Origin of the sequence: Shewanella sp. DW31 (assembly GCF_015767295.1) — a bacterium.
In the GTDB taxonomy this organism is placed as follows: domain Bacteria; phylum Pseudomonadota; class Gammaproteobacteria; order Enterobacterales; family Shewanellaceae; genus Shewanella; species Shewanella oncorhynchi.
On the sequence record NZ_JADWMP020000024.1, the window covers coordinates 21,891 to 39,613 of the forward strand.

General features: G+C 44.9%; 18 protein-coding genes. 11 read left to right on the plus strand and 7 right to left on the minus strand.

The genetic code is table 11. The features are described from left to right. Positions 1 to 107: 107 nt before the first annotated feature. Positions 108 to 1,448: a GNAT family N-acetyltransferase gene (locus tag GWI56_RS17755; RefSeq protein WP_198573677.1), complete on the plus strand. Its 1,341-nt coding sequence runs from the start codon at positions 108 to 110 to the stop codon at positions 1,446 to 1,448. Positions 1,449 to 1,522: 74 nt separating this feature from the next. On the opposite strand, the gene GWI56_RS17760 is transcribed toward GWI56_RS17755, so the two are convergent. After that, positions 1,523 to 2,146: a LysE family translocator gene (locus GWI56_RS17760; RefSeq protein ID WP_131525032.1), complete on the minus strand. Its 624-nt coding sequence runs from the start codon at positions 2,144 to 2,146 to the stop codon at positions 1,523 to 1,525. A 225-nt stretch (positions 2,147 to 2,371) separates the two neighbouring features. Beyond that, positions 2,372 to 2,854 carry a hypothetical protein gene (locus tag GWI56_RS17765; protein WP_198573678.1) on the minus strand — a complete coding sequence of 161 codons (483 nt, stop codon included), beginning with the start codon at positions 2,852 to 2,854 and terminating at the stop codon, positions 2,372 to 2,374. A gap of 297 nt (positions 2,855 to 3,151) precedes the next feature. Between GWI56_RS17765 and GWI56_RS17770 the strand changes: the two genes are divergently transcribed. From GWI56_RS17770 to GWI56_RS17795, 6 genes are all read left to right on the plus strand, one after another. Continuing rightward, the gene (locus GWI56_RS17770; protein WP_263168142.1) at positions 3,152 to 3,685 is read left to right on the plus strand and encodes a YbhB/YbcL family Raf kinase inhibitor-like protein; all 534 of its coding nucleotides are present in this window, start codon (positions 3,152 to 3,154) and stop codon (positions 3,683 to 3,685) included. An 11-nt stretch (positions 3,686 to 3,696) separates the two neighbouring features. Continuing rightward, on the plus strand, positions 3,697 to 4,863 hold the full coding sequence (locus GWI56_RS17775; RefSeq protein WP_242068439.1) for a major royal jelly family protein: 1,167 nt from the start codon (positions 3,697 to 3,699) through the stop codon (positions 4,861 to 4,863). Positions 4,864 to 5,009: 146 nt separating this feature from the next. Further along, positions 5,010 to 5,486, plus strand: coding sequence for a VOC family protein (locus tag GWI56_RS17780; RefSeq protein WP_131525029.1), 477 nt, complete (start codon positions 5,010 to 5,012; stop codon positions 5,484 to 5,486). Next, the gene (locus tag GWI56_RS17785; protein WP_242068440.1) at positions 5,473 to 6,462 is read left to right on the plus strand and encodes a glycine betaine ABC transporter substrate-binding protein; all 990 of its coding nucleotides are present in this window, start codon (positions 5,473 to 5,475) and stop codon (positions 6,460 to 6,462) included. Before GWI56_RS17780 ends, GWI56_RS17785 begins: the two co-directional genes overlap by 14 nt. After that, positions 6,459 to 6,944: an Atu1372/SO_1960 family protein gene (locus tag GWI56_RS17790; protein ID WP_198573679.1), complete on the plus strand. Its 486-nt coding sequence runs from the start codon at positions 6,459 to 6,461 to the stop codon at positions 6,942 to 6,944. The genes GWI56_RS17785 and GWI56_RS17790 overlap by 4 nt, the downstream gene beginning before the upstream one ends. Before the next feature lie 169 nt (positions 6,945 to 7,113). Further along, on the plus strand, positions 7,114 to 7,668 hold the full coding sequence (locus GWI56_RS17795) for a sugar O-acetyltransferase (protein WP_131525027.1): 555 nt from the start codon (positions 7,114 to 7,116) through the stop codon (positions 7,666 to 7,668). Between the two features lie 124 nt (positions 7,669 to 7,792). Here GWI56_RS17795 and hppD read toward each other — a convergent pair whose 3' ends face one another. Further along, the gene (gene hppD, locus GWI56_RS17800; protein ID WP_113940921.1) at positions 7,793 to 8,833 is read right to left on the minus strand and encodes a 4-hydroxyphenylpyruvate dioxygenase; all 1,041 of its coding nucleotides are present in this window, start codon (positions 8,831 to 8,833) and stop codon (positions 7,793 to 7,795) included. 76 nt (positions 8,834 to 8,909) lie between these two features. Beyond that, entirely contained in the window at positions 8,910 to 10,070 is a 1,161-nt protein-coding gene (locus tag GWI56_RS17805; RefSeq protein WP_198573680.1) for a homogentisate 1,2-dioxygenase, read from the minus strand. A gap of 207 nt (positions 10,071 to 10,277) precedes the next feature. Here GWI56_RS17805 and GWI56_RS17810 point away from each other — a divergent pair, with 207 nt between their 5' ends. Both GWI56_RS17810 and GWI56_RS17815 read left to right on the plus strand, forming a co-directional pair. Then, complete coding sequence (locus GWI56_RS17810) at positions 10,278 to 11,192, plus strand: LysR family transcriptional regulator (RefSeq protein ID WP_115334369.1); 915 nt, start codon at positions 10,278 to 10,280, stop codon at positions 11,190 to 11,192. A 256-nt stretch (positions 11,193 to 11,448) separates the two neighbouring features. Then, positions 11,449 to 12,243 (plus strand): TIGR00266 family protein, encoded by a 795-nt coding sequence (locus tag GWI56_RS17815; protein WP_113940919.1) that lies wholly within the window; start codon positions 11,449 to 11,451, stop codon positions 12,241 to 12,243. 92 nt (positions 12,244 to 12,335) lie between these two features. Here the strand turns inward: GWI56_RS17815 and GWI56_RS17820 are convergent, their stop codons facing one another. From GWI56_RS17820 to GWI56_RS17830, 3 genes are all read right to left on the minus strand, one after another. After that, on the minus strand, positions 12,336 to 13,604 hold the full coding sequence (locus GWI56_RS17820) for a hypothetical protein (RefSeq protein ID WP_173244220.1): 1,269 nt from the start codon (positions 13,602 to 13,604) through the stop codon (positions 12,336 to 12,338). A gap of 369 nt (positions 13,605 to 13,973) precedes the next feature. Next, positions 13,974 to 14,312: a hypothetical protein gene (locus tag GWI56_RS17825; RefSeq protein WP_173244223.1), complete on the minus strand. Its 339-nt coding sequence runs from the start codon at positions 14,310 to 14,312 to the stop codon at positions 13,974 to 13,976. A gap of 109 nt (positions 14,313 to 14,421) precedes the next feature. Beyond that, positions 14,422 to 14,883: an EVE domain-containing protein gene (locus GWI56_RS17830; RefSeq protein ID WP_105252186.1), complete on the minus strand. Its 462-nt coding sequence runs from the start codon at positions 14,881 to 14,883 to the stop codon at positions 14,422 to 14,424. A gap of 277 nt (positions 14,884 to 15,160) precedes the next feature. On the opposite strand from GWI56_RS17830, the gene GWI56_RS17835 reads away from it, so the two are divergent. Next, positions 15,161 to 15,541 carry a DUF6508 domain-containing protein gene (locus GWI56_RS17835; RefSeq protein ID WP_168827411.1) on the plus strand — a complete coding sequence of 127 codons (381 nt, stop codon included), beginning with the start codon at positions 15,161 to 15,163 and terminating at the stop codon, positions 15,539 to 15,541. 139 nt (positions 15,542 to 15,680) lie between these two features. Continuing rightward, positions 15,681 to 17,393 carry an AMP-binding protein gene (locus GWI56_RS17840; protein ID WP_198573681.1) on the plus strand — a complete coding sequence of 571 codons (1,713 nt, stop codon included), beginning with the start codon at positions 15,681 to 15,683 and terminating at the stop codon, positions 17,391 to 17,393. The last annotated feature ends 330 nt before the right edge of the window (positions 17,394 to 17,723 follow it).

The window sequence follows — 17,723 nt, forward strand, 5'->3', positions numbered from 1 at the left end:
CTCAATCCTGAATTTATTTTAATTATGGCTATGCAATGTGCCGAGAATTAGGCTTAATTGCAACCTCGTATACTTGTTCACACCAGTAAAGGACGATAATTTACCCAATGAGACAGCTTATCTTGGCTTTTGCGAGCTCAATGTCGGATATTTCGGCCAGTGCGTGGAATGCTGCCATGGGTAAGGCGAATCCCTTTTGCCGCCATGAGTTTCTGTTGGCACTCGAGCAAAGCCGCTCCGCTTGCACTGCAACCGGTTGGACGCCTCGACATTTATGCGTGTTCGATGCGGGTGACACATTAAATGATGTCGCCAGTAAGGATAAAAGCTTGTCACTTTTGGCTGAAGGAGGGTTTATCAGTGTGCAAACGGCTAAGCACTTCAATCAGTTCCCACTTATTGCCGTCATGCCCTTGTACCAAAAATCCCACTCCTACGGTGAGTATGTGTTCGATTGGGCGTGGGCCGAAGCCTATGAGCGCCATGGGCTCGATTACTATCCCAAATGGGTGAATGCGATCCCTTTTACCCCAGTGCAAGGTCAACGGATGGGCATTCATCCCGCAGTAGAGCGCGCCGAGCAACTGCGCGTGGCGGCATTACTGCTGATGACATTGAATCGCCGACTAATATCAGCGCAGGATAATCTCGTACTTAAGGAAGCTATTCTTAATGGGCCAGAGCAGGGCAATACCCCGATTACCTCATGGCACAGCCTGTTTGTTACCCCAACACAAACGCCGTTATTTGAAAGTTTGCCAAATTCGCTGTTAAAACGCTTAGGCACTCAGTTCCATTGGCATAATCGCGGTTATCGGGATTTTAATGATTTTCTGGCAGGCTTTAGTTCCCGTAAGCGTAAAAATATCTTGAAGGAGCGGGCGCAGTTACAGCCTTTTAATCTTAAGTTTCAGTTTGTCGAAGGGGAGCTGATCACCGCTTCGCAATGGCAGACGTTTATCGAGTGTTATCAATTAACTTACCTTAAACGCTCCGGTCATCGCGGCTATTTAACGCCAACCTTTTTTCAGCAGTTGGGGGCACAACTCGCTGCGCAAGTCCTACTCTTGGTGGTTGAAGATGCAAAGGGCGAGATGGTCGCTGGCGCCTTGTATTTAAAAGGTGAGAATACCCGAGGGCAGAAATGCTTATATGGTCGTTATTGGGGGACGACGGTTGAGCTCGACGGTTTACATTTTGAGGCCTGTTATTACCAAGGTATTCAATATTGTATTGAACATGAGTTTCAAGTGTTTGATGCGGGCGCGCAGGGGGAACATAAGGTGCTGCGAGGCTTTGAACCCGTAGCAATGTATTCCTACCATAACATCGCCCATTTGGGATTTAAGGCGGCGATTGCCGACTTTGTTGAGCAAGAAACACTGCAAATGCAGCAATATATGGCGCAGATGCAGGATGTGTTGCCCTACAAAAAAGCGCCTTCATAAAGACCGCGTTAACAGGACTTTATTGGGCTCATTTTAGGTAGAACGGGTTACATTTAAGCGGTTAGTTCAAACCGTTAGCTCATGGCTAACCAAACTCCTACGCCTATCATTAGGCTGCCCGCAATGCGGTTTAACCAGCGAATATTATCACCACGGCTCAAGAAGATGCGCAGGCTTTTGCCACCACTGGCGTAGGCGAGCATAGAGGTAAATTCGGTCACCATGATAATGCTCAGTAAGGCGAGGAGCTGCGGCGCGACGTCGCGCTCGGCATTGATAAAAGGGGGCAATAGCGACACCATAAATGCCCAACCTTTAGGATTGGCAATGGCGGTAATAAAGCCTTGAGAGATCAAGGTAAAATTGCTGGCTCTGGGGTTAGTGTCGTCATCACTTAATATGGCCATCTTGCCGCGCGCGCGCCACATCTGTACGCCGATAAAGCCTAAATAAATTCCGCCAACCCATTTGAAGATTTGAAAGATTTCGGGATAGTTGAGCATGATACTGGCAACGCCCATCACGGCGGCCGTGGCCACTAACGCCACCCCAACCAGTTCACCCAACATCATCCACAGGGTGCGGCGCACACCTATACTCATGCCCAGTGTCATGGCGAGTGTCATGCACATGCCCGGCGTGATAGAAACAAAGAAAAAAGTCGGGATAAACACAGCGAGTAAGGCAAAATCAGGCATGGTTTGGTCATTCTTGGGTGAAGATGAGAAGGCCGATAGTGTAATGAAAACGGCGGATTTAGCCAATCTGCTTATTTTGAACTTGCTCTCTTTAAATGTAATCGGTTGTGTTGGCTGGCGATATTTCACGCAAAAAGCATACTGTAGTTATTATTAACAATATGCTCACTAACCCCATTGTGATTAATTCTGCAGTTGTTCGGTTAACAGCGATTAACCTCATAGTTAACAAGATAAGACATTGACTGTAGGTTCTACATCAGTATCGATCAAGTAGACACTATCGGCGCCCACCATATAATAACTGTATAGGTCTTGGTAAATATGTTCGCCTAAGTCACCATAATAAGGACGGCGTGCATTTTTTACCGACTTCCATATTGGCCAAGGTAAAGAAAAATAATCGGCATTGGATTGATTCGTGATATTTAAATCTGAATCAATAGGGAATGGCGTATTGCTTTTATCATCATGTTGAATATTACTAAATTTATCACTTATGTTATCTAAGAAGGTTTGATAACTTGACTCATCAATTACTTGTATTCCTGAAATCGTTGGGAAATACAATTCCATTGTGAATGCATCGTTATCAAGTTCCTGCCACAGTATGGTTAAAGATAAATGGTCTAATCTGCAACTCAGGTTCGGGTGTGGCTTTAGGTTTCTGTTCACGGGAAACCAAGGTTGATAAGCCGCTTTAATCATAGCGAATCCTCGTTATATTATTGTATTAAGAACATATCTTAGTCGTTTGGTTGTTACTTTTTTGCATTATTTTTGCTGAAAGTACCATAACCTAAAAATAACTGAGAAGCATGTTGAGATTATCCAATATTTTTTGAAACTCATATCAACCAAATGCGCCTTATCAATCATAATTTGATTGATATGCTAACCCACATTCTCAAATCAATGGTTAATGACTGTTCTAGGACAGTTCAAAAATGGGTTCAGCATATTATGAAATCGCCTTATTTCTCCTCTTTTAAAAAGACTCTCTTGGTGACTGTCGCTTTGGCCGCCAGTATTAATTACGTTATGGCTGACGACAGTGCCTCTGCGTTTAGTCTCGAAAGTAATTTAGCTGATAATTCAAGGTTCCCTCCTGAGTATTATTGGAATCAATTTGGTTGTTCGGGCGAAAATATTGCGCCGCGTTTAACTTGGCAAAATGTACCTGCCGGTACCAAGAGCTTTGCTGTCACTTTATATGACAAAGATGCGCCTACTGGCAGTGGTTTTTGGCACCGTGTTGTGTATGACATTCCGGCACAGGTGTCGACTCTCGCAGGTGGTGTGAATGGCGGAGCGCTACCTAGTGGTGCCATTGAAGCTAATACCGATTTAGGTAAACCTGGATTCTTTGGACCTTGTCCACCAGAGGGACGTGAACACAGTTATGTATGGACAGTGCATGCTTTGGATGTGGCGCAGTTGCCGATAGACAAGGGATCAACACCCGCTTTGGTGGGATTCTATCTTTGGCAGCATAGATTAGGCGAAGCAAGTTTAACGCTTTTAGCTGGCCCACGTTAGGAGGAATGAAGATGACCATATTATCTACGCGCATTACATACCCAATGTTATCAAAGGTTTTTACTCTACTGGCAAGCAGTTTGTTGTGTTCTCACTCATGGGCGACACAGACTGAGCCGCTGGCAAAAATGGAAGTCTTTGCCGAACTTGATGGGGCTGTGGGCGGTATTACTTTCACATCAGATGATCGATTAATGTTTAGTTATCACCCTTTCTATCAACCTAATATTAAGGTAGCCGAGCTTTTAGCGGATGGTAGTACTAAGCCATTTCCTAATTCGGATTGGCAGCAATGCCATGATCCGCAGGGTAAAGCGAAAGAACCTGACACTTGCCTTAATTGGGTGTTGGGGCTGCGAACCGACGATCAAGACAGAGTGTGGCTATTAGACTCTGGCCAGCAGACGCCACGTATTGAGCCTAAATTAGTGGCGTGGGATACCAAGAAAAACCAATTAGATCGCATTATTCATTTGCCCGCGCCAGTCTCTCTTCCTGAGTCACAACATAATGACTTTGTTATCTCATCTCGACATCAAGCGATTGTGATTGCCGATGAGGGGATTGGCACGGGTCCCATTGGTGAAAAGGCTGCGCTGGTGGTTGTGGACTTAAATACAGGGAAAAGTCGGCGCCTATTACAGGGTGATAACAGTGTGATGCCAGACTTACAGCGGCCACTGATTATCGATAAAGACTCAAAAGATAGAAAGCAGATTGAAGTCTATGTGGGTGCCGATGGCATTGCTTTAGATAAAAATCAAACATGGCTCTACTTTGCCCCGATGAATAAAGACAAAGTTTACCGTGTGCGGATGACAGATCTCATCAATCCTTCGTTAACGCCTGCGGCACTCTCTGCCAAAGTGGAGGCTTATGCCGATAAACCCGACAACGGTGGCTTAAGTATTGATGAAGCGAATAATTTATATCTAACGGAAGTGGGAGAGCGGGCCATTGGCGTGATCCCTGCTGATTCTCGCCAGTATCGCACTTATGTCCATGATGAGCGTATGGTTTGGCCCGACGGTGTGAGTTATGGCAAGCAAGGTTATTTGTACTCTGGGGCTGCGCAATTACCGTTATCGGCACCATTAAATAATGGCAAAGCTGAAAACAGTCCACCTTATTATATTTTCCGTTTTAAGCCGTTAGCGGCGGGCGTTCGTGGTAATTAATCCGAACAATTAATCTCATCAATTAATTTTATAACCTTACGCCAAGTGCTTATCTGAACTGAATTTATTCACACGATTTTTGCGGATTAAAACGGTTTGGATTCGCACTTGGTTATACCGAGTCAGTACTGCCAGAGGATGACAATATGAACATAAACGGATTGGATCACTTTACCATCAGAACGCCCAAACTGGTTGAAACGCTGTTGTTTTATCAAGTCATCCTTGGATTGAAATTAGGTTGGCGGCCACAGTTTGGTTTTCCTGGACATTGGCTCTATGCCTCAAATAAGCCCATTTTGCATTTAGTGGAAGCGGGCGATCAGGCGCTAGATGCCTACTTAGGGGAAAGCAGAAATATTTATGGCTCGGGACGTGTTGACCATTTGTCGTTTCGTGGTACGGATTTACACCAGATGCAGCAGCATTTATGCCAGCAGAGGATGATTTTTCAGGAACGAATTGTGCCTGAGATTGGTGAGCATCAGTTGTTCCTTGAAGATCCTAATGGCATCAAAGTAGAGATGATATTTCCCTATGCAAAGGACAACGCCATCGTAGGAATTGTGATGGATAGGCTCACTATTTTAGACACCAAGGAGCCTGAACATGGCGGAGATTAATGTCTTCAGAAGGCAATTATTGCAAACGTTGGGATTGGGCAGTTTGGCATCATTGGCATTATTTCCTCGAGGTGTGATAGGTATGAATTCATTGAATACGAGTACAAATATGGAGAGCTCACAGGGTAAGCCGATGATTCGCATGGGAGTGACAGACTTAAGTTTTCATCGCGTCACCGCCGCTGTGGTGGCCCATGTGATAGGGATTATGGGCAAAGAGGTTCAACGAAGCTATGCATTGCACGAGGCTAATTTTGAGCAGCTAGGTGAAGGCAAAGTGGATATGCTGTGTTCAGCATGGCTGCCCCATAGCCATGGGATTTATCGACAAGGTGTCGAAGAGCGAGTTGCTACGCGGCAACTCGGGCTGCATTATGAGCCCTATGCGCTCTGGGGCGTACCCGATTATGTGCCTGCTGAGCAAGTGTCGAGCATTGAGGATTTACTCAAACCTGACGTGCAGCAACGTATGCGGCCCATCATTCAAGGGATTGGTGAGGGGGCGGGGATCACGCGATTTTCTAAAAATATTATGACGCAATATGGATTAACGGCGGCAGGTTATCAATTTAGAACAGGCACTCAGGCCGACTGTGTCGCCGCTTTTGAGTCTGCCGTAGCGGTAAACGATTGGGTGATCGTTCCTTTGTGGCATCCACAATTTTTACACCATCAATACGGTATTCGCGATCTTCAGGACCCTAAAGGTTTACTCGGGGGAAAAGATAAAGCGGTATTGCTCGCCCGTGAACGCGAGTTAGCGGTTAATTTCTCGCCCGCACAAATTCAGGTGCTTGATAACATAGTATTATCGAATCAAATGGTTGCAGAACTCGATTATGCGGTTAATCGACAAGGAATGACGGAAGATGAGGCCGCTGCGAACTGGCTGACAGTCAATCCTCAACATTTGACGACTTGGTTAGCCCCGCTGCTTAATCCTGCGAATGCCTCATCTCAGGAGGTGACATTATGATGATCACACCTGAATCGCGGCTAGTGGCGGCTGGGCTTGAACTACCTGAGGTTGCTGCGGCTCTTGGAAATTATGAACCCTATTCAATTGTTGGCAGTCAGTTAATGACCTCGGGTCAGTTTCCCTATTTAGAGGGCGAGCTTCAGTATCAAGGACAATTGGGCGCCGATCATACTGTGAGCGAAGGCTACGCAGCCTGTCGTCTTGCTACCCTTAATGCTATTGCCCAATTGAAACAGGCTTGCGGTGAGCTTTCGCGGATAAAACAAATTTACCGCTTGGAAGGGGTGCTAAATGTGCATCAATCTTGCTTTGAACATCCTAAAGCACTCGATGGGGCTTCGGATTTATTGCTTGAAATCTTCGGTGAAGCAGGGCGTCACAGCCGGATGATTTGGACAAATCCTGTCATGCCGCTGAACAGTTTGTGTCTAGTGTATTTATTTGCAGAACTCTATTGTGATGACGAACAAAGGCAATGACCTTTGTCTCGATTGAGATTTAATGCTTGAATGTGACTCACATTGGCTATTAGCTAAATGTTCTGTCAGCAAGACGGGTAGTTCATTCAAGAGCATATGAGGCAGTTCTTGAACTTTCATCAATCGATTGTTAGGGTTAGGTCATCATGGACTGAATGTTGACAATACGATGACTGAGAAACAAAAAATGTTGGCGGGCCAGCCCTATAAGGCTTGGGATGATGAGTTATTGGCTGAGCGGATGCGGGCGAAATCCATTTGTCATCAGTTTAATCTGGCCGAACCGACTTTACTTGATGCCCGAATGGAGCATCTTCGTGGCCTGCTTGATATTCAACACTGTGCCCATATTGAGCCTAATTTCTTTTGTGATTACGGCTATAACATCCATATTGGTAAACAATTTTACGCCAATCATAATCTAACCATATTAGATGTTTGCTCCGTCTCGATTGGCGATAATGTGATGTTTGGTCCCCATGTGATGATTTCTACCGCAACGCATCCTATTAATCCTATCGCGCGGCAAACGACGGAATACGGCGCGCCAATTCAAATCGGCAATAATGTTTGGCTAGGCGGAAACGTCTCTGTACTGCCCGGTGTGACCATTGGTGATAATTGTGTCATTGGTGCTGGTAGTGTAGTGAATAAGAGCATTCCCGCGAACTGTGTGGCGGCGGGGAACCCTTGTAAAGTTATCAAACCTATCGATGTGGACTAGCGCAGGAAAGTTAAAGCCGAGTGATTGGTGTCAAAGCTGATAGTGATTTAGATGACGATATAGATATTCGTAGAAAGAAAAACGGTACGCAGTGCGTACCGTTTTTTATTAGTTGGATGACAATTTACAGTACGCCGCGGCGCATTTGGTCCCGTTCAATTGATTCAAACAGGGCAGTAAAGTTGCCTTCACCAAAACCTAAGTTATTCTTACGTTGGATGATTTCGATGAAAATCGGTCCAAACAGGTTTTTAGTAAATATTTGCAATAAATAGCCTGTATCATCACCATCCACCAAAATTTGGTGATGTTTGATGCGCTCACGATTCTCAGTCACTTGAGGCAACTTGTCGAAAATGGTGTCGTAGTATTCAGGGATGATGTCTAGGCACTGGATTGAACTGCCTTCCATCGCATCCAGAGATTTAACGATATCGCGGCTTCTAAAGGCTAAATGTTGCACACCAGGGCCATTGTATTCCTTCAGATATTCATCAATTTGGTTTTTATCGCTGCCTTTACCTTCGTTAATCGGGATACAGAAGCTGCCATCGGGCGAACGCAGGGCGTAGGACACTAGCGCGGTTTGTACGCCGCTGATGTCAAAGTAGCGCACTTCAGTAAAACCAAAAATGTTTTTATAGAAGTTAGCCCAATGTTCCATTGTGCCTTTGTAGACGTTGTTGGTTAAGTGATCGACCTCGATAAAGCCTTTCTCTTGGGTGATAATTTGCTCGTCTAAATCTTCAAAATCAGCGGCATAGATATTGTTACCTGCGCCAAAGGTGTCGATGAAATAAATTAAGCTGTCGCCAATGCCGTAAATCGCAGGATAAGGCAGATCTTTGTTGGCATCATCGGCGGGTTTTGCACCACGTTCAACGGCAACGCGATAGGCAAAGCCGGCATCTTCTACACGCCAGCCCATAGAACAAATGGCTGGGCCGTGGGATTTAGCAAACTTAGCTGAGAAACCTTCGCGCTCAGTGTTGAGCAGAAAATTAATGTCATTCTGTTTGTAGTACAGGATGTCTTTGTTCTTGGCTTTTTTCAGCAGAGAAAAACCAAAGTCGATAAAGACTTTGTGCATAAAATCAGTATCAGGGCTGGCGAATTCAGTGAATTCGATACCTAATAAGCCCAGTGGATTTAGTTCGCTTGCCATGATGTTTTCCTCGTTATTTTAGTGCAACACGCCGTCACTCTAATGACTCCCGCATGGGAGTGCTGGTGGCTTGGGGCTAGCCTTCTAGCCAAGAGCGGTTGTAGTCTTTGCTCATGCAATTTTGTACATGTTCGGTTAATTTCAGTGGGGCGAACGTGTCCACCATCACTGCATATTCATAGGTTTCTTTTTTGCCAATCGAGGCTTCAGTGCGGCCCGGTTGTGGTCCGTGGGCCACACCTTTTTGATGTAAGGTCATGTAACCCGCTTCAATGCCCGTGCGGCTCATAAAGTCGCCATCGACGTAATACAAGACTTCGTCGCTATCTATGTTGTTGTGGTAATAAGGCGCCGGAATCGATTTAGGGTGGAAATCGTAGGGGCGCGGTACGAAGTTACAAATCACAAAGTTATGGGCGGTAAATACTAAGTGATCAGAAGGGGGGAGATGGATTTTGCCTACCTTTGGTGCGTATTCTGTGATGTTGAATGCCCAAGGGTAAACGCAGCCATCCCAACCCACTAAATCAAAGGGATGCCATTCAAGCGTGGTGAGTTGGTATTTATCGCCAAACTTACACACTAAGGGGAAGGCGCCGCGCTCAACCACAGCCTCTTGCAATGTAGGTACGCGCAAATCGCGCTCGCAGTAAGGTGCTGATTCTAATAGCTGACCATACTCGTTACGGAAATGCTTAGGCACTTCCACCATAGAGAATGACTCGATGACGAAAAGTCGCACATTGCTGTAATCGTTGAATTTTAGTTGATAAGTGGTACCACGTGGGATCACGAGATAGTCCCACTTTTGGACCTTAATCGTGCCGTACTCGCTGTAGAGTGTGCCTTCGCCTTCGTGGACAAAAACCACTTCATCGGCATAGGCGTTACGGTAAAACTCGTCGGTATCGGCGGTGACTTTGGCGGTATACAGTGCTAAGTCATTGTTATAAAAAATCTTGTTGCGGGCACTGAAAAAATTACCTTCACGGTCGGCATCGCGGGAATCGAGTTTATAGTTTTGGACCAGCGAATCTTCCCAATTGGCACCATGGCCTAGGCTGTAGGGCGCTACTTCTAATGCTTTGGTTGGCATGTTGTGGTGATATTTATTGGAATAAATATTGGAAAAACCATGGGTTGAGAACAGTTCTTCACGGTAAAGCTCGCCGTTTTCCTTTTCAAATGCGATATGGCGCTTATGGGGAATCTGGCCTTGTTTCACATAAAATGGCATGGAGGATCCTTGGTTTTTACAGCGGCGTGAGATTAGCTCTACTTCGCTTGTCGTTATGGTTATGTGATCTTGTTATCAATTTAGTTGCTTGAATGAACAAAAAAAAGAATAATAAATCCGTTGTCTCAATCTAAAAATTAGATGGTATTCTAATCTTTACGAATCGTAGTGTTTCCGTGACATGTTCATTAGAGCCAAGGAGTGACCATGCGCATCGATATTGATGCTTTTAATGTGCTGCAAGTGCTGGTGGAAGAGGGCAGTTTTGCCAAGGCGGCGGAGCGATTACACAAAGCGCAATCGGCGGTGAGTTATCAAGTTAAAAAGTTAGAAGAGCACCTAGGCGTGCAACTTTTTAGCCGTGAGCAATATCGTGCTGAGCTGACGCAAGAGGGCCGCGTGATTTTGGCCGAGGGACAAAGATTACTGCAACACCTTGCAAACATTGAACATCTTGCCAGTCGTTTCAGTGAAGGCTGGGAGCCAAAGCTAGAGCTAGTGATAGACGGTGCCTTACCGATGGAGCCTATCATGACGGCCTTAAAGCGCATGGCTGAACATCAGATCCCCACTAAAATTCAGCTGAATATGGAGTTTTTAGGCGGTGTACAACACAGATTCGAGCGTGATAATGCTGACTTGATGTTAGTGAAAGATTATCGCACTGGCCCCTACTACCATCCGCAGCCGTTGCCTGCAATTACTAGCGTACTGGTAGCCAGTGCTTCGCATCCTTTGTCTTTTATTCGCGAAATTAGTTTGTCTGAGCTGCAGCAACATGTGGAATTAACTATCGAAGACTCTTCACCCAATAAAAGTTACCGCGATGAAATGCAATTTGGCGGCGATAAAGTGTTTTATCTTTCTGGCTTTATCATGAAAAAGAACGCTTTGTTAAAAGGCTTAGGTTTTGGCTGGTTGCCGGACTTTTTAGTGCAAGAAGAGTTAGCTAAGGGCGAATTAGTTGAAATCGACTTCGTCGGTGGCAGTCGTTTTACGTTTATTCCACAACTCGTCTCGACCTTAGAGCGTCCGTTAGGCCGTGCGGGACAACTTTTTACCGAGTTGATATTAGAGGAGTTTGCTAAGGCTGAGCAGTTTAATGGTGTGGGTTTGGGTTGATAAGTCTTCGCTTGTCATCTTTTGATACAAGTTACCGCATAAAATAATCGCATTTTGACATTTTATGTCATAGATTAATGCCTAGGTCAGATGAAGGTTTGGATTGAGAGTTAAAATAAGGCCTAAATTCAGACTGAGCTTAGATCTAGATTAAGGTCGAGATGAAGAGTGAAATTGAGCCGCGATAGGTAAAGAGTCGTCCATCGGGGTCAATCTAAAGGATAGTAACAAGGAACTGACAGTTAAGGGGAACAGTATGTCTAGACGTTGTCATGAAGTGGATTATGAAATTATCGGCCACAGTATGCAGTTGGTTGAAGTGGAACTCGATCCTAACGAAACCGTGGTCGCTGAAGCGGGCGCGATGAATTATCTAGAGCAAGATATTAGCTTTGAGGCCAAAATGGGCGATGGCTCTGAGCCTGAGTCAGGCTTTTTTGGCAAGTTGGTGGGCGCGGGTAAACGGGCATTGACAGGTGAGAGCATTTTTATGACTCACTTTACCAACCAAGGCAATCAAAAACGTAAAGTCGCCTTTGCCGCCCCTTATCCTGGCACTATCCTAGCGATCGACTTGGCCGAACATGGTGGTGAGCTTATCTGTCAGAAAGACAGTTTTTTGGCTGCGGCTTTAGGTACACGCGTGACGATGAAATTTAATCGCCGCTTAGGTACGGGATTTTTTGGTGGCGAAGGATTTATTCTGCAAAGCCTACAGGGCGATGGTATGGCGTTTATCCATGCGGGTGGCACCTTAGTGAAAAAAGAACTAAAAGGTGAAACCTTAAGAGTTGACACCGGTTGTCTTGTTGCATTTACCTCAGGGATTGATTACGACATAGAGCGTGCAGGCTCATTAAAGTCTATGGTCTTTGGCGGTGAAGGTTTGTTTTTAGCCACACTCAAAGGCCACGGGACGGTTTGGCTACAAAGCTTGCCATTCTCACGTATGGCGGATCGCATTATCGCCCATGCCCCATCTGCGGGAGGCAGTGATCGCGGAGAAGGCTCTGTACTCGGAGGTCTTGGTCGCATGCTCGATGGGCGCTAAATGATAAGCTGACATGCTGTCTTCTCTTAAGGCATTCCAGACTATCCTCTGGGATGCCTTTTTAGTTGAAACCTCTCATTTCCTTTATCGTTTTAAGCATTTTCGCCGTTGTTAAGGTTTTGCTGAATGCGTCTTTCAACTAGTTTAGATATGAGATACATCATCAAATAGCCCGTGCCTAAGGCTAAAATCACCGCGACGACATTCTCCGTATACAGGCGGTAAGCGTAGAAAGTACCGACCAGTACTGCGATACCAGCAAGGCGAATAAGTAGACTTTGAGTAAAGTAGCCATGAGCTTTGATATAAGCAAGCTGGTAGCCATTGAGCATCATAAATATAAAAAACATGGAGAAATGCATTAATACTGGAGCCGCTTTAATGTATTGCTCGGGGAATAACCAAGCGACTAACGGCTTGCTCGCAAAAACCATAACGACAAAAAAAATACCGCTGATCCACAAAGAAACTTTCGTCAGCCATGACTTAATTTGTTGCACTTCGTCAAAGCGTTTTTCTCGTACGCACACTGCGACTTCGGGCAGCACAAAACGGTAGATGGGAAAGACAAAAAGCAGGGTGAGGTAAGTGATCATCGGCCGCACCACCACTTGGAAATCACCCAGTTCATCTATGCTGAAATAGGCAATAGTCAGCAGTACGGTGATGTAAATCATCAAGATACTGGCCCCCGCTTCCATGGACGCCGTCAGGCTTTTCTTCATAAAACTGCGTAAACCCGTATCAAAATGCACTGCACTTAAGGGCGGAGTGGCAATATCTTTGCGCCGTTTTAAGTACATATATAAGGCAACGATGAGCGATGACAGTGTCATGCTGTAAAAGAGTGATGCAATGGCGGTTTGTTTTAAGCCGTAGAAACATAATAAAAAGCTAGTCACTTGCGCGAGCGGCTCTAACCAAGTGACTCTATTGGAGATGGCATATAGCCGGTACATGGCAATTTGATTGGTAAAATAGACCTTGAGCCCCATACTCAGAATAATCCCAACCAATTGAAAATATTCTACATTGAGCTGAAGTTTGTGTTTGATATAGGGTAAAACTAAGCCCCATGTCAGTAATACCATAGCGATCAAGCTGTAGCGGAATATATTGGTAATATCCACATCTTGCTTGGTCTGGGAGTAGGTCACCACCATAGAGGAGCGAAATCCCGTCATTAGGATTAGCGACAGTGAGATAATGTCGATCACTGTGTGATAGAGCGCTAGATCGGCTTTGGCAACCCATTGTGCTAGCCAGAGTTTAAATAGAAAACCCACAGAAATACTGGCGAGTGATGCCCAGAACCCCGCAATAATTGCCTGCTTAACCCGTTGAAGTGAGGTGTTTTCCATTATCAAAAATCCAGCGTTAGTCTACGGTCATTATCGGGATGCTATGAATTCAATTAAGATTTTGCCTTAGCCGCATGAGTATTTTTAGGTGACACTTATCTTGTTCTGTTCGATCTCTTTTCACCCTGCATGAGTCTAGCATTTAGCCAATTTACGACCAATAGCCAGATAGTAAAGATATGATAAATATCAATATGTTGCTTTATTGTAAGTTAGAACGTTATTGAGTGAGGACTGGGATGATAAATTGTCTTACAGACAACGTTTTTTGATAGATGAAAGCAGTATTAAGAAGTACAACTACGCCCAGATAAGCGCTGGGCGTAGTTGTAAATGTGTCAGTTATAAATGCCATTTTGTCATGGGAAGTTAATCGGTAATGATATTGACGATATCGAGGATTTTACGGCTGTTATTATCGAGTTTGATTAGTGCACCTTCGACTTGAATGCTAATGATGCCATCTCTGTCTAAGGGCACTACGATGCGGCCGCGATCATAAATATCATGCTCAAGCACATCACCACGCTGGAGTTTTTTCTGCCAACCGGGTGGCAGTGGCTGACCTTGGTCAACTTTTTTCTGTAATCCCGGCGGTAGACTTTTATCCTTTTTGTGGTGCTCATGGTCATCTTTAGCAAAGGTTGAGATGGACATCGTTAAGCTGAGGACAAGTCCTGTGATTACCACTGAGGTCAATTTATTCATCTGTACTCCTAAGGGGCATTGAGTTGATGTTGTGTCCAATGCTGGATGTGGCCAACAATAGGCGATGCGAAATGAACTATAGCTGAACGTTCTAGCTCAAGATTGCTTTCTAGCGGGTTAACATGAGTACAGCTTGCCATTGTTCGGCGGTCACAGGTTGGATACTGAGTCTTGACCCCTTAGAGACTAAATACATGTCCGCCAGTTGGGGTAAACTTTTTATCAAACTTAAGGGTATAATCTCGTTAAATTTTTCGACAAAGCGGATATCCACTCGCAGCCATCTTGGTTTGGTTGGATCTGACTTAGGGTCGAAATACTTCGATTCGGGATCGAAGGCTGTGCTGTCGGGATACGCATTTGTCACGACTTCTGCTATGCCGACAATACCGGGCACTTTGCAGCTTGAATGGTAAAAAAATACCTTGTCCCCAATCTGCATCTCATCGCGCATAAAGTTACGCGCCTGATAGTTACGGATCCCATGCCAAGCTTCGGTTTGGTTAGGGCAAGCCTTAAGATCATCTATGCTGAATTCGTCGGGTTCCGATTTCATAAGCCAGTAGTTCATCTTGTTTCCTTTACTCATAGTTGCCGTTAAGCGCTTCAATACCGCTGAGTTTATCTGAATTTTGTCGAATACCCCAGTTCGTCACCCATATCAAATATTGTGAGTTTGATTAAGTTTCCGTTCAGATAAGGTGGCTTAGCCTGTTGACAGCAATCTTATTTGGTATGCCTTATGCAAATTCGTGTTTATAAGGCAAAGCGTCAAATTCGATCTCGGTTTGTGACTGGTGTCGTACAAGTAGTGGCAGCAGAGGCAACCAAAACCTGTGAGGTGTGTTATGGGGACTTCAACAATGACATCCGATTGTGGCTTATACACTAAATATCTTAAGGATTTTACGGCGGGTGATGTGATCTTAAGTCATGAGCGAATGCTGGAATTTATTAATGACCTGACAACGCAAGGTTGGTTATTGGCTAATTTCACTTGGGACTATTGGTATAACAACAGTTACTTAGTCGATAAACCTGCCTATATTCGTGATGCGAGCATCGCACAATGTAAGTTGCTGTTGACGGCCATGACGCGACTCGAGGTTTTTAGCCCCGGCGTGTTAGAAAATATGCGTCGCCAAGGCGTGTTACTGGCCATTGTTGAGCGGTTACAAAGCTTAAATGTGCCTAAGTCGAGTGCTCATTTTGAGTTTATCAGCCGTTAACACTGGGCTTTAATGGATTGTTATCTAATAGTTTGTCTTACTCTTTAGTCTAATAAAGTGCTTTTTTACTTGTGACATGATCCGTGGATTGGTTAGTTTGGACCTCGCTAACCATAATAATAAATGCACGGAGGCCTTAATGTCAGTTCCTACAAGCCAAGTTATAAGCCCGCTCAACGTTAGCGAGTTTAGAGGCGAGTCATCACCGAAACTCGTTGAGAAGACCATAGGTCAATATCTTGATGAGATTGCGGCAATGTATCCCGACCAATTAGCTGTCGTCGTACACCATCAACATATCCGCTGGAATTACCGCCAATATCTTGCCCAAATCGATGCGCTCGCCACAGGACTATTAAAACTCGGTATTAAGTCTGGTGATAGGGTAGGGATTTGGTCGCCTAACAATATCGAGTGGTGTTTAACTCAATATGCGACCGCTAAAATTGGCGCCATCATGGTGTGTATTAATCCTGCGTATCGTCCTGAAGAGTTGCAATACGCGCTGAGTAACGTGGGTTGCCGTGCGGTAATTTGTGCTGATAAGTTTAAATCCAGCAATTATCTTGAGATGCTATATGAATTGGCGCCTGAGCTAACCTCTTGCCCAGCGGGTAAATTACAAGCTAAAGCCGTACCTGAGCTTGAATTTGTGATCCGTATGGGCGCAGAGAAATCCGTCGGTATGTTGAATTTTGATGACTTGATCGTTGATGTGACCGCCGCAGACAGGATAATGCTCGAGAGTATTGCTAAGGAATTAAGCCCGTACGATGCGATTAATATCCAGTTTACCTCTGGCACGACGGGCAGCCCTAAAGGTGCGACCTTATCCCATCATAACATATTGAATAATGCCTATTTAGTCGCAGAGGCGATGAAGTTTACCTGTCACGATAAACTCTGTATTCCAGTGCCTTTATACCATTGTTTTGGCATGGTACTCGGCAGTTTAGTCTGCATAGCTAAAGGCGCAGCTGCTGTGTTCCCCGGAGAATCCTTCGATCCACTGACGACATTGCAAGTGATTGAGCAAGAGCGTTGCACTGCTTTGCATGGCGTACCGACCATGTTTATTGCCGAGTTGGAACACCCCGAATTTGCTCGTTTTGATTTGAGTTCCTTACGTACCGGTGTGATGGCGGGGGCAACTTGTCCTGAAGAAGTGATGCGACGTGTACAAAACCTGATGTATATGAAGGAAGTGCTGATTGGTTATGGTCAGACTGAGTGCAGTCCGCTCAATCACATTACTGAAATCGACTCACCCGTAGAGAAACGCGTTCTCACCGTTGGCCGTGCTTTACCCCATACCGAAGTAAAAATTGTCGATGAATTTGGCGAAGTGCTGCCAATTAATCAACCTGGCGAAGTCTGTAGTCGTGGTTATTGCATTATGCAGTGTTATTGGAATGATCCTGAGAAAACGGCGGCAACCATAGACAGTCAAGGCTGGCTACATTCGGGCGATATTGGCCAAATGGATGAGCAAGGTTATGTGCAAATTGTGGGGCGCATTAAAGATATGATTATTCGCGGCGGCGAGAATATTTATCCCCGTGAGATTGAAGAGAAACTTTACACCCATAAAGATGTGCAGGATGCGGCGGTCTTTGGCGTTCAAAGCGATAAATACGGCGAGGAAGTGTGTGCTTGGATCAAAGTCCGCTCAGGCTCCGCGATTACAGAGGCAGATATTCGTCATTTTCTCACCGAGAAATTCGCCTACTTTAAAGTGCCGCGTTATATCAAGTTTGTGGATCAGTATCCAATGACAGTGACGGGAAAAATTCAGAAATTCAAAATGCGCGAGCTGATGTATCAAGAGTTATATGAAGATATTAATGCTTAAGTGATGTGATTTTGCGAGTGTGCTTTTTTGACTTTCAAGCCGCGCAATGCGGCTTGAATTTTATTCTGTCTAGTTATTTCGGTTAGCAGATAAACGAACAAGCTAATTGGCTAATGAAAAAGTCGGCGAGTCATACCATCAAGCCAAGCTGTACTTTGAGTTAGCTTTTGCTGCTAATGTCGTTATTCTAATTGTAACAAAACTTCACTTCCCCACTGTGGCTTGATGGCTATACTAAAACTAGTCATAAAATCTAACCAGTCATAAAATCTCGGCAGATAAAAACGAAAGCGTTGAGTTGTCGATGATGTAGTCGTAAATCCATGCAGG

Bases quoted from the DNA above. Each gene is read 5' to 3' on its own strand.
- GWI56_RS17755 (WP_198573677.1), top strand. From the start codon at position 108: ATGAGACAGCTTATCTTGGCTTTTGCGAGCTCAATGTCGGATATTTCG.
- GWI56_RS17760 (WP_131525032.1), bottom strand. From the start codon at position 2,146: ATGCCTGATTTTGCCTTACTCGCTGTGTTTATCCCGACTTTTTTCTTT.
- GWI56_RS17765 (WP_198573678.1), bottom strand. From the start codon at position 2,854: ATGATTAAAGCGGCTTATCAACCTTGGTTTCCCGTGAACAGAAACCTA.
- GWI56_RS17775 (WP_242068439.1), top strand. From the start codon at position 3,697: ATGACCATATTATCTACGCGCATTACATACCCAATGTTATCAAAGGTT.
- GWI56_RS17780 (WP_131525029.1), top strand. From the start codon at position 5,010: ATGAACATAAACGGATTGGATCACTTTACCATCAGAACGCCCAAACTG.
- GWI56_RS17785 (WP_242068440.1), top strand. From the start codon at position 5,473: ATGGCGGAGATTAATGTCTTCAGAAGGCAATTATTGCAAACGTTGGGA.
- GWI56_RS17790 (WP_198573679.1), top strand. From the start codon at position 6,459: ATGATGATCACACCTGAATCGCGGCTAGTGGCGGCTGGGCTTGAACTA.
- GWI56_RS17795 (WP_131525027.1), top strand. From the start codon at position 7,114: ATGACTGAGAAACAAAAAATGTTGGCGGGCCAGCCCTATAAGGCTTGG.
- hppD (WP_113940921.1), bottom strand. From the start codon at position 8,833: ATGGCAAGCGAACTAAATCCACTGGGCTTATTAGGTATCGAATTCACT.
- GWI56_RS17805 (WP_198573680.1), bottom strand. From the start codon at position 10,070: ATGCCATTTTATGTGAAACAAGGCCAGATTCCCCATAAGCGCCATATC.
- GWI56_RS17810 (WP_115334369.1), top strand. From the start codon at position 10,278: ATGCGCATCGATATTGATGCTTTTAATGTGCTGCAAGTGCTGGTGGAA.
- GWI56_RS17815 (WP_113940919.1), top strand. From the start codon at position 11,449: ATGTCTAGACGTTGTCATGAAGTGGATTATGAAATTATCGGCCACAGT.
- GWI56_RS17820 (WP_173244220.1), bottom strand. From the start codon at position 13,604: ATGGAAAACACCTCACTTCAACGGGTTAAGCAGGCAATTATTGCGGGG.
- GWI56_RS17825 (WP_173244223.1), bottom strand. From the start codon at position 14,312: ATGAATAAATTGACCTCAGTGGTAATCACAGGACTTGTCCTCAGCTTA.
- GWI56_RS17830 (WP_105252186.1), bottom strand. From the start codon at position 14,883: ATGAACTACTGGCTTATGAAATCGGAACCCGACGAATTCAGCATAGAT.
- GWI56_RS17835 (WP_168827411.1), top strand. From the start codon at position 15,161: ATGGGGACTTCAACAATGACATCCGATTGTGGCTTATACACTAAATAT.
- GWI56_RS17840 (WP_198573681.1), top strand. From the start codon at position 15,681: ATGTCAGTTCCTACAAGCCAAGTTATAAGCCCGCTCAACGTTAGCGAG.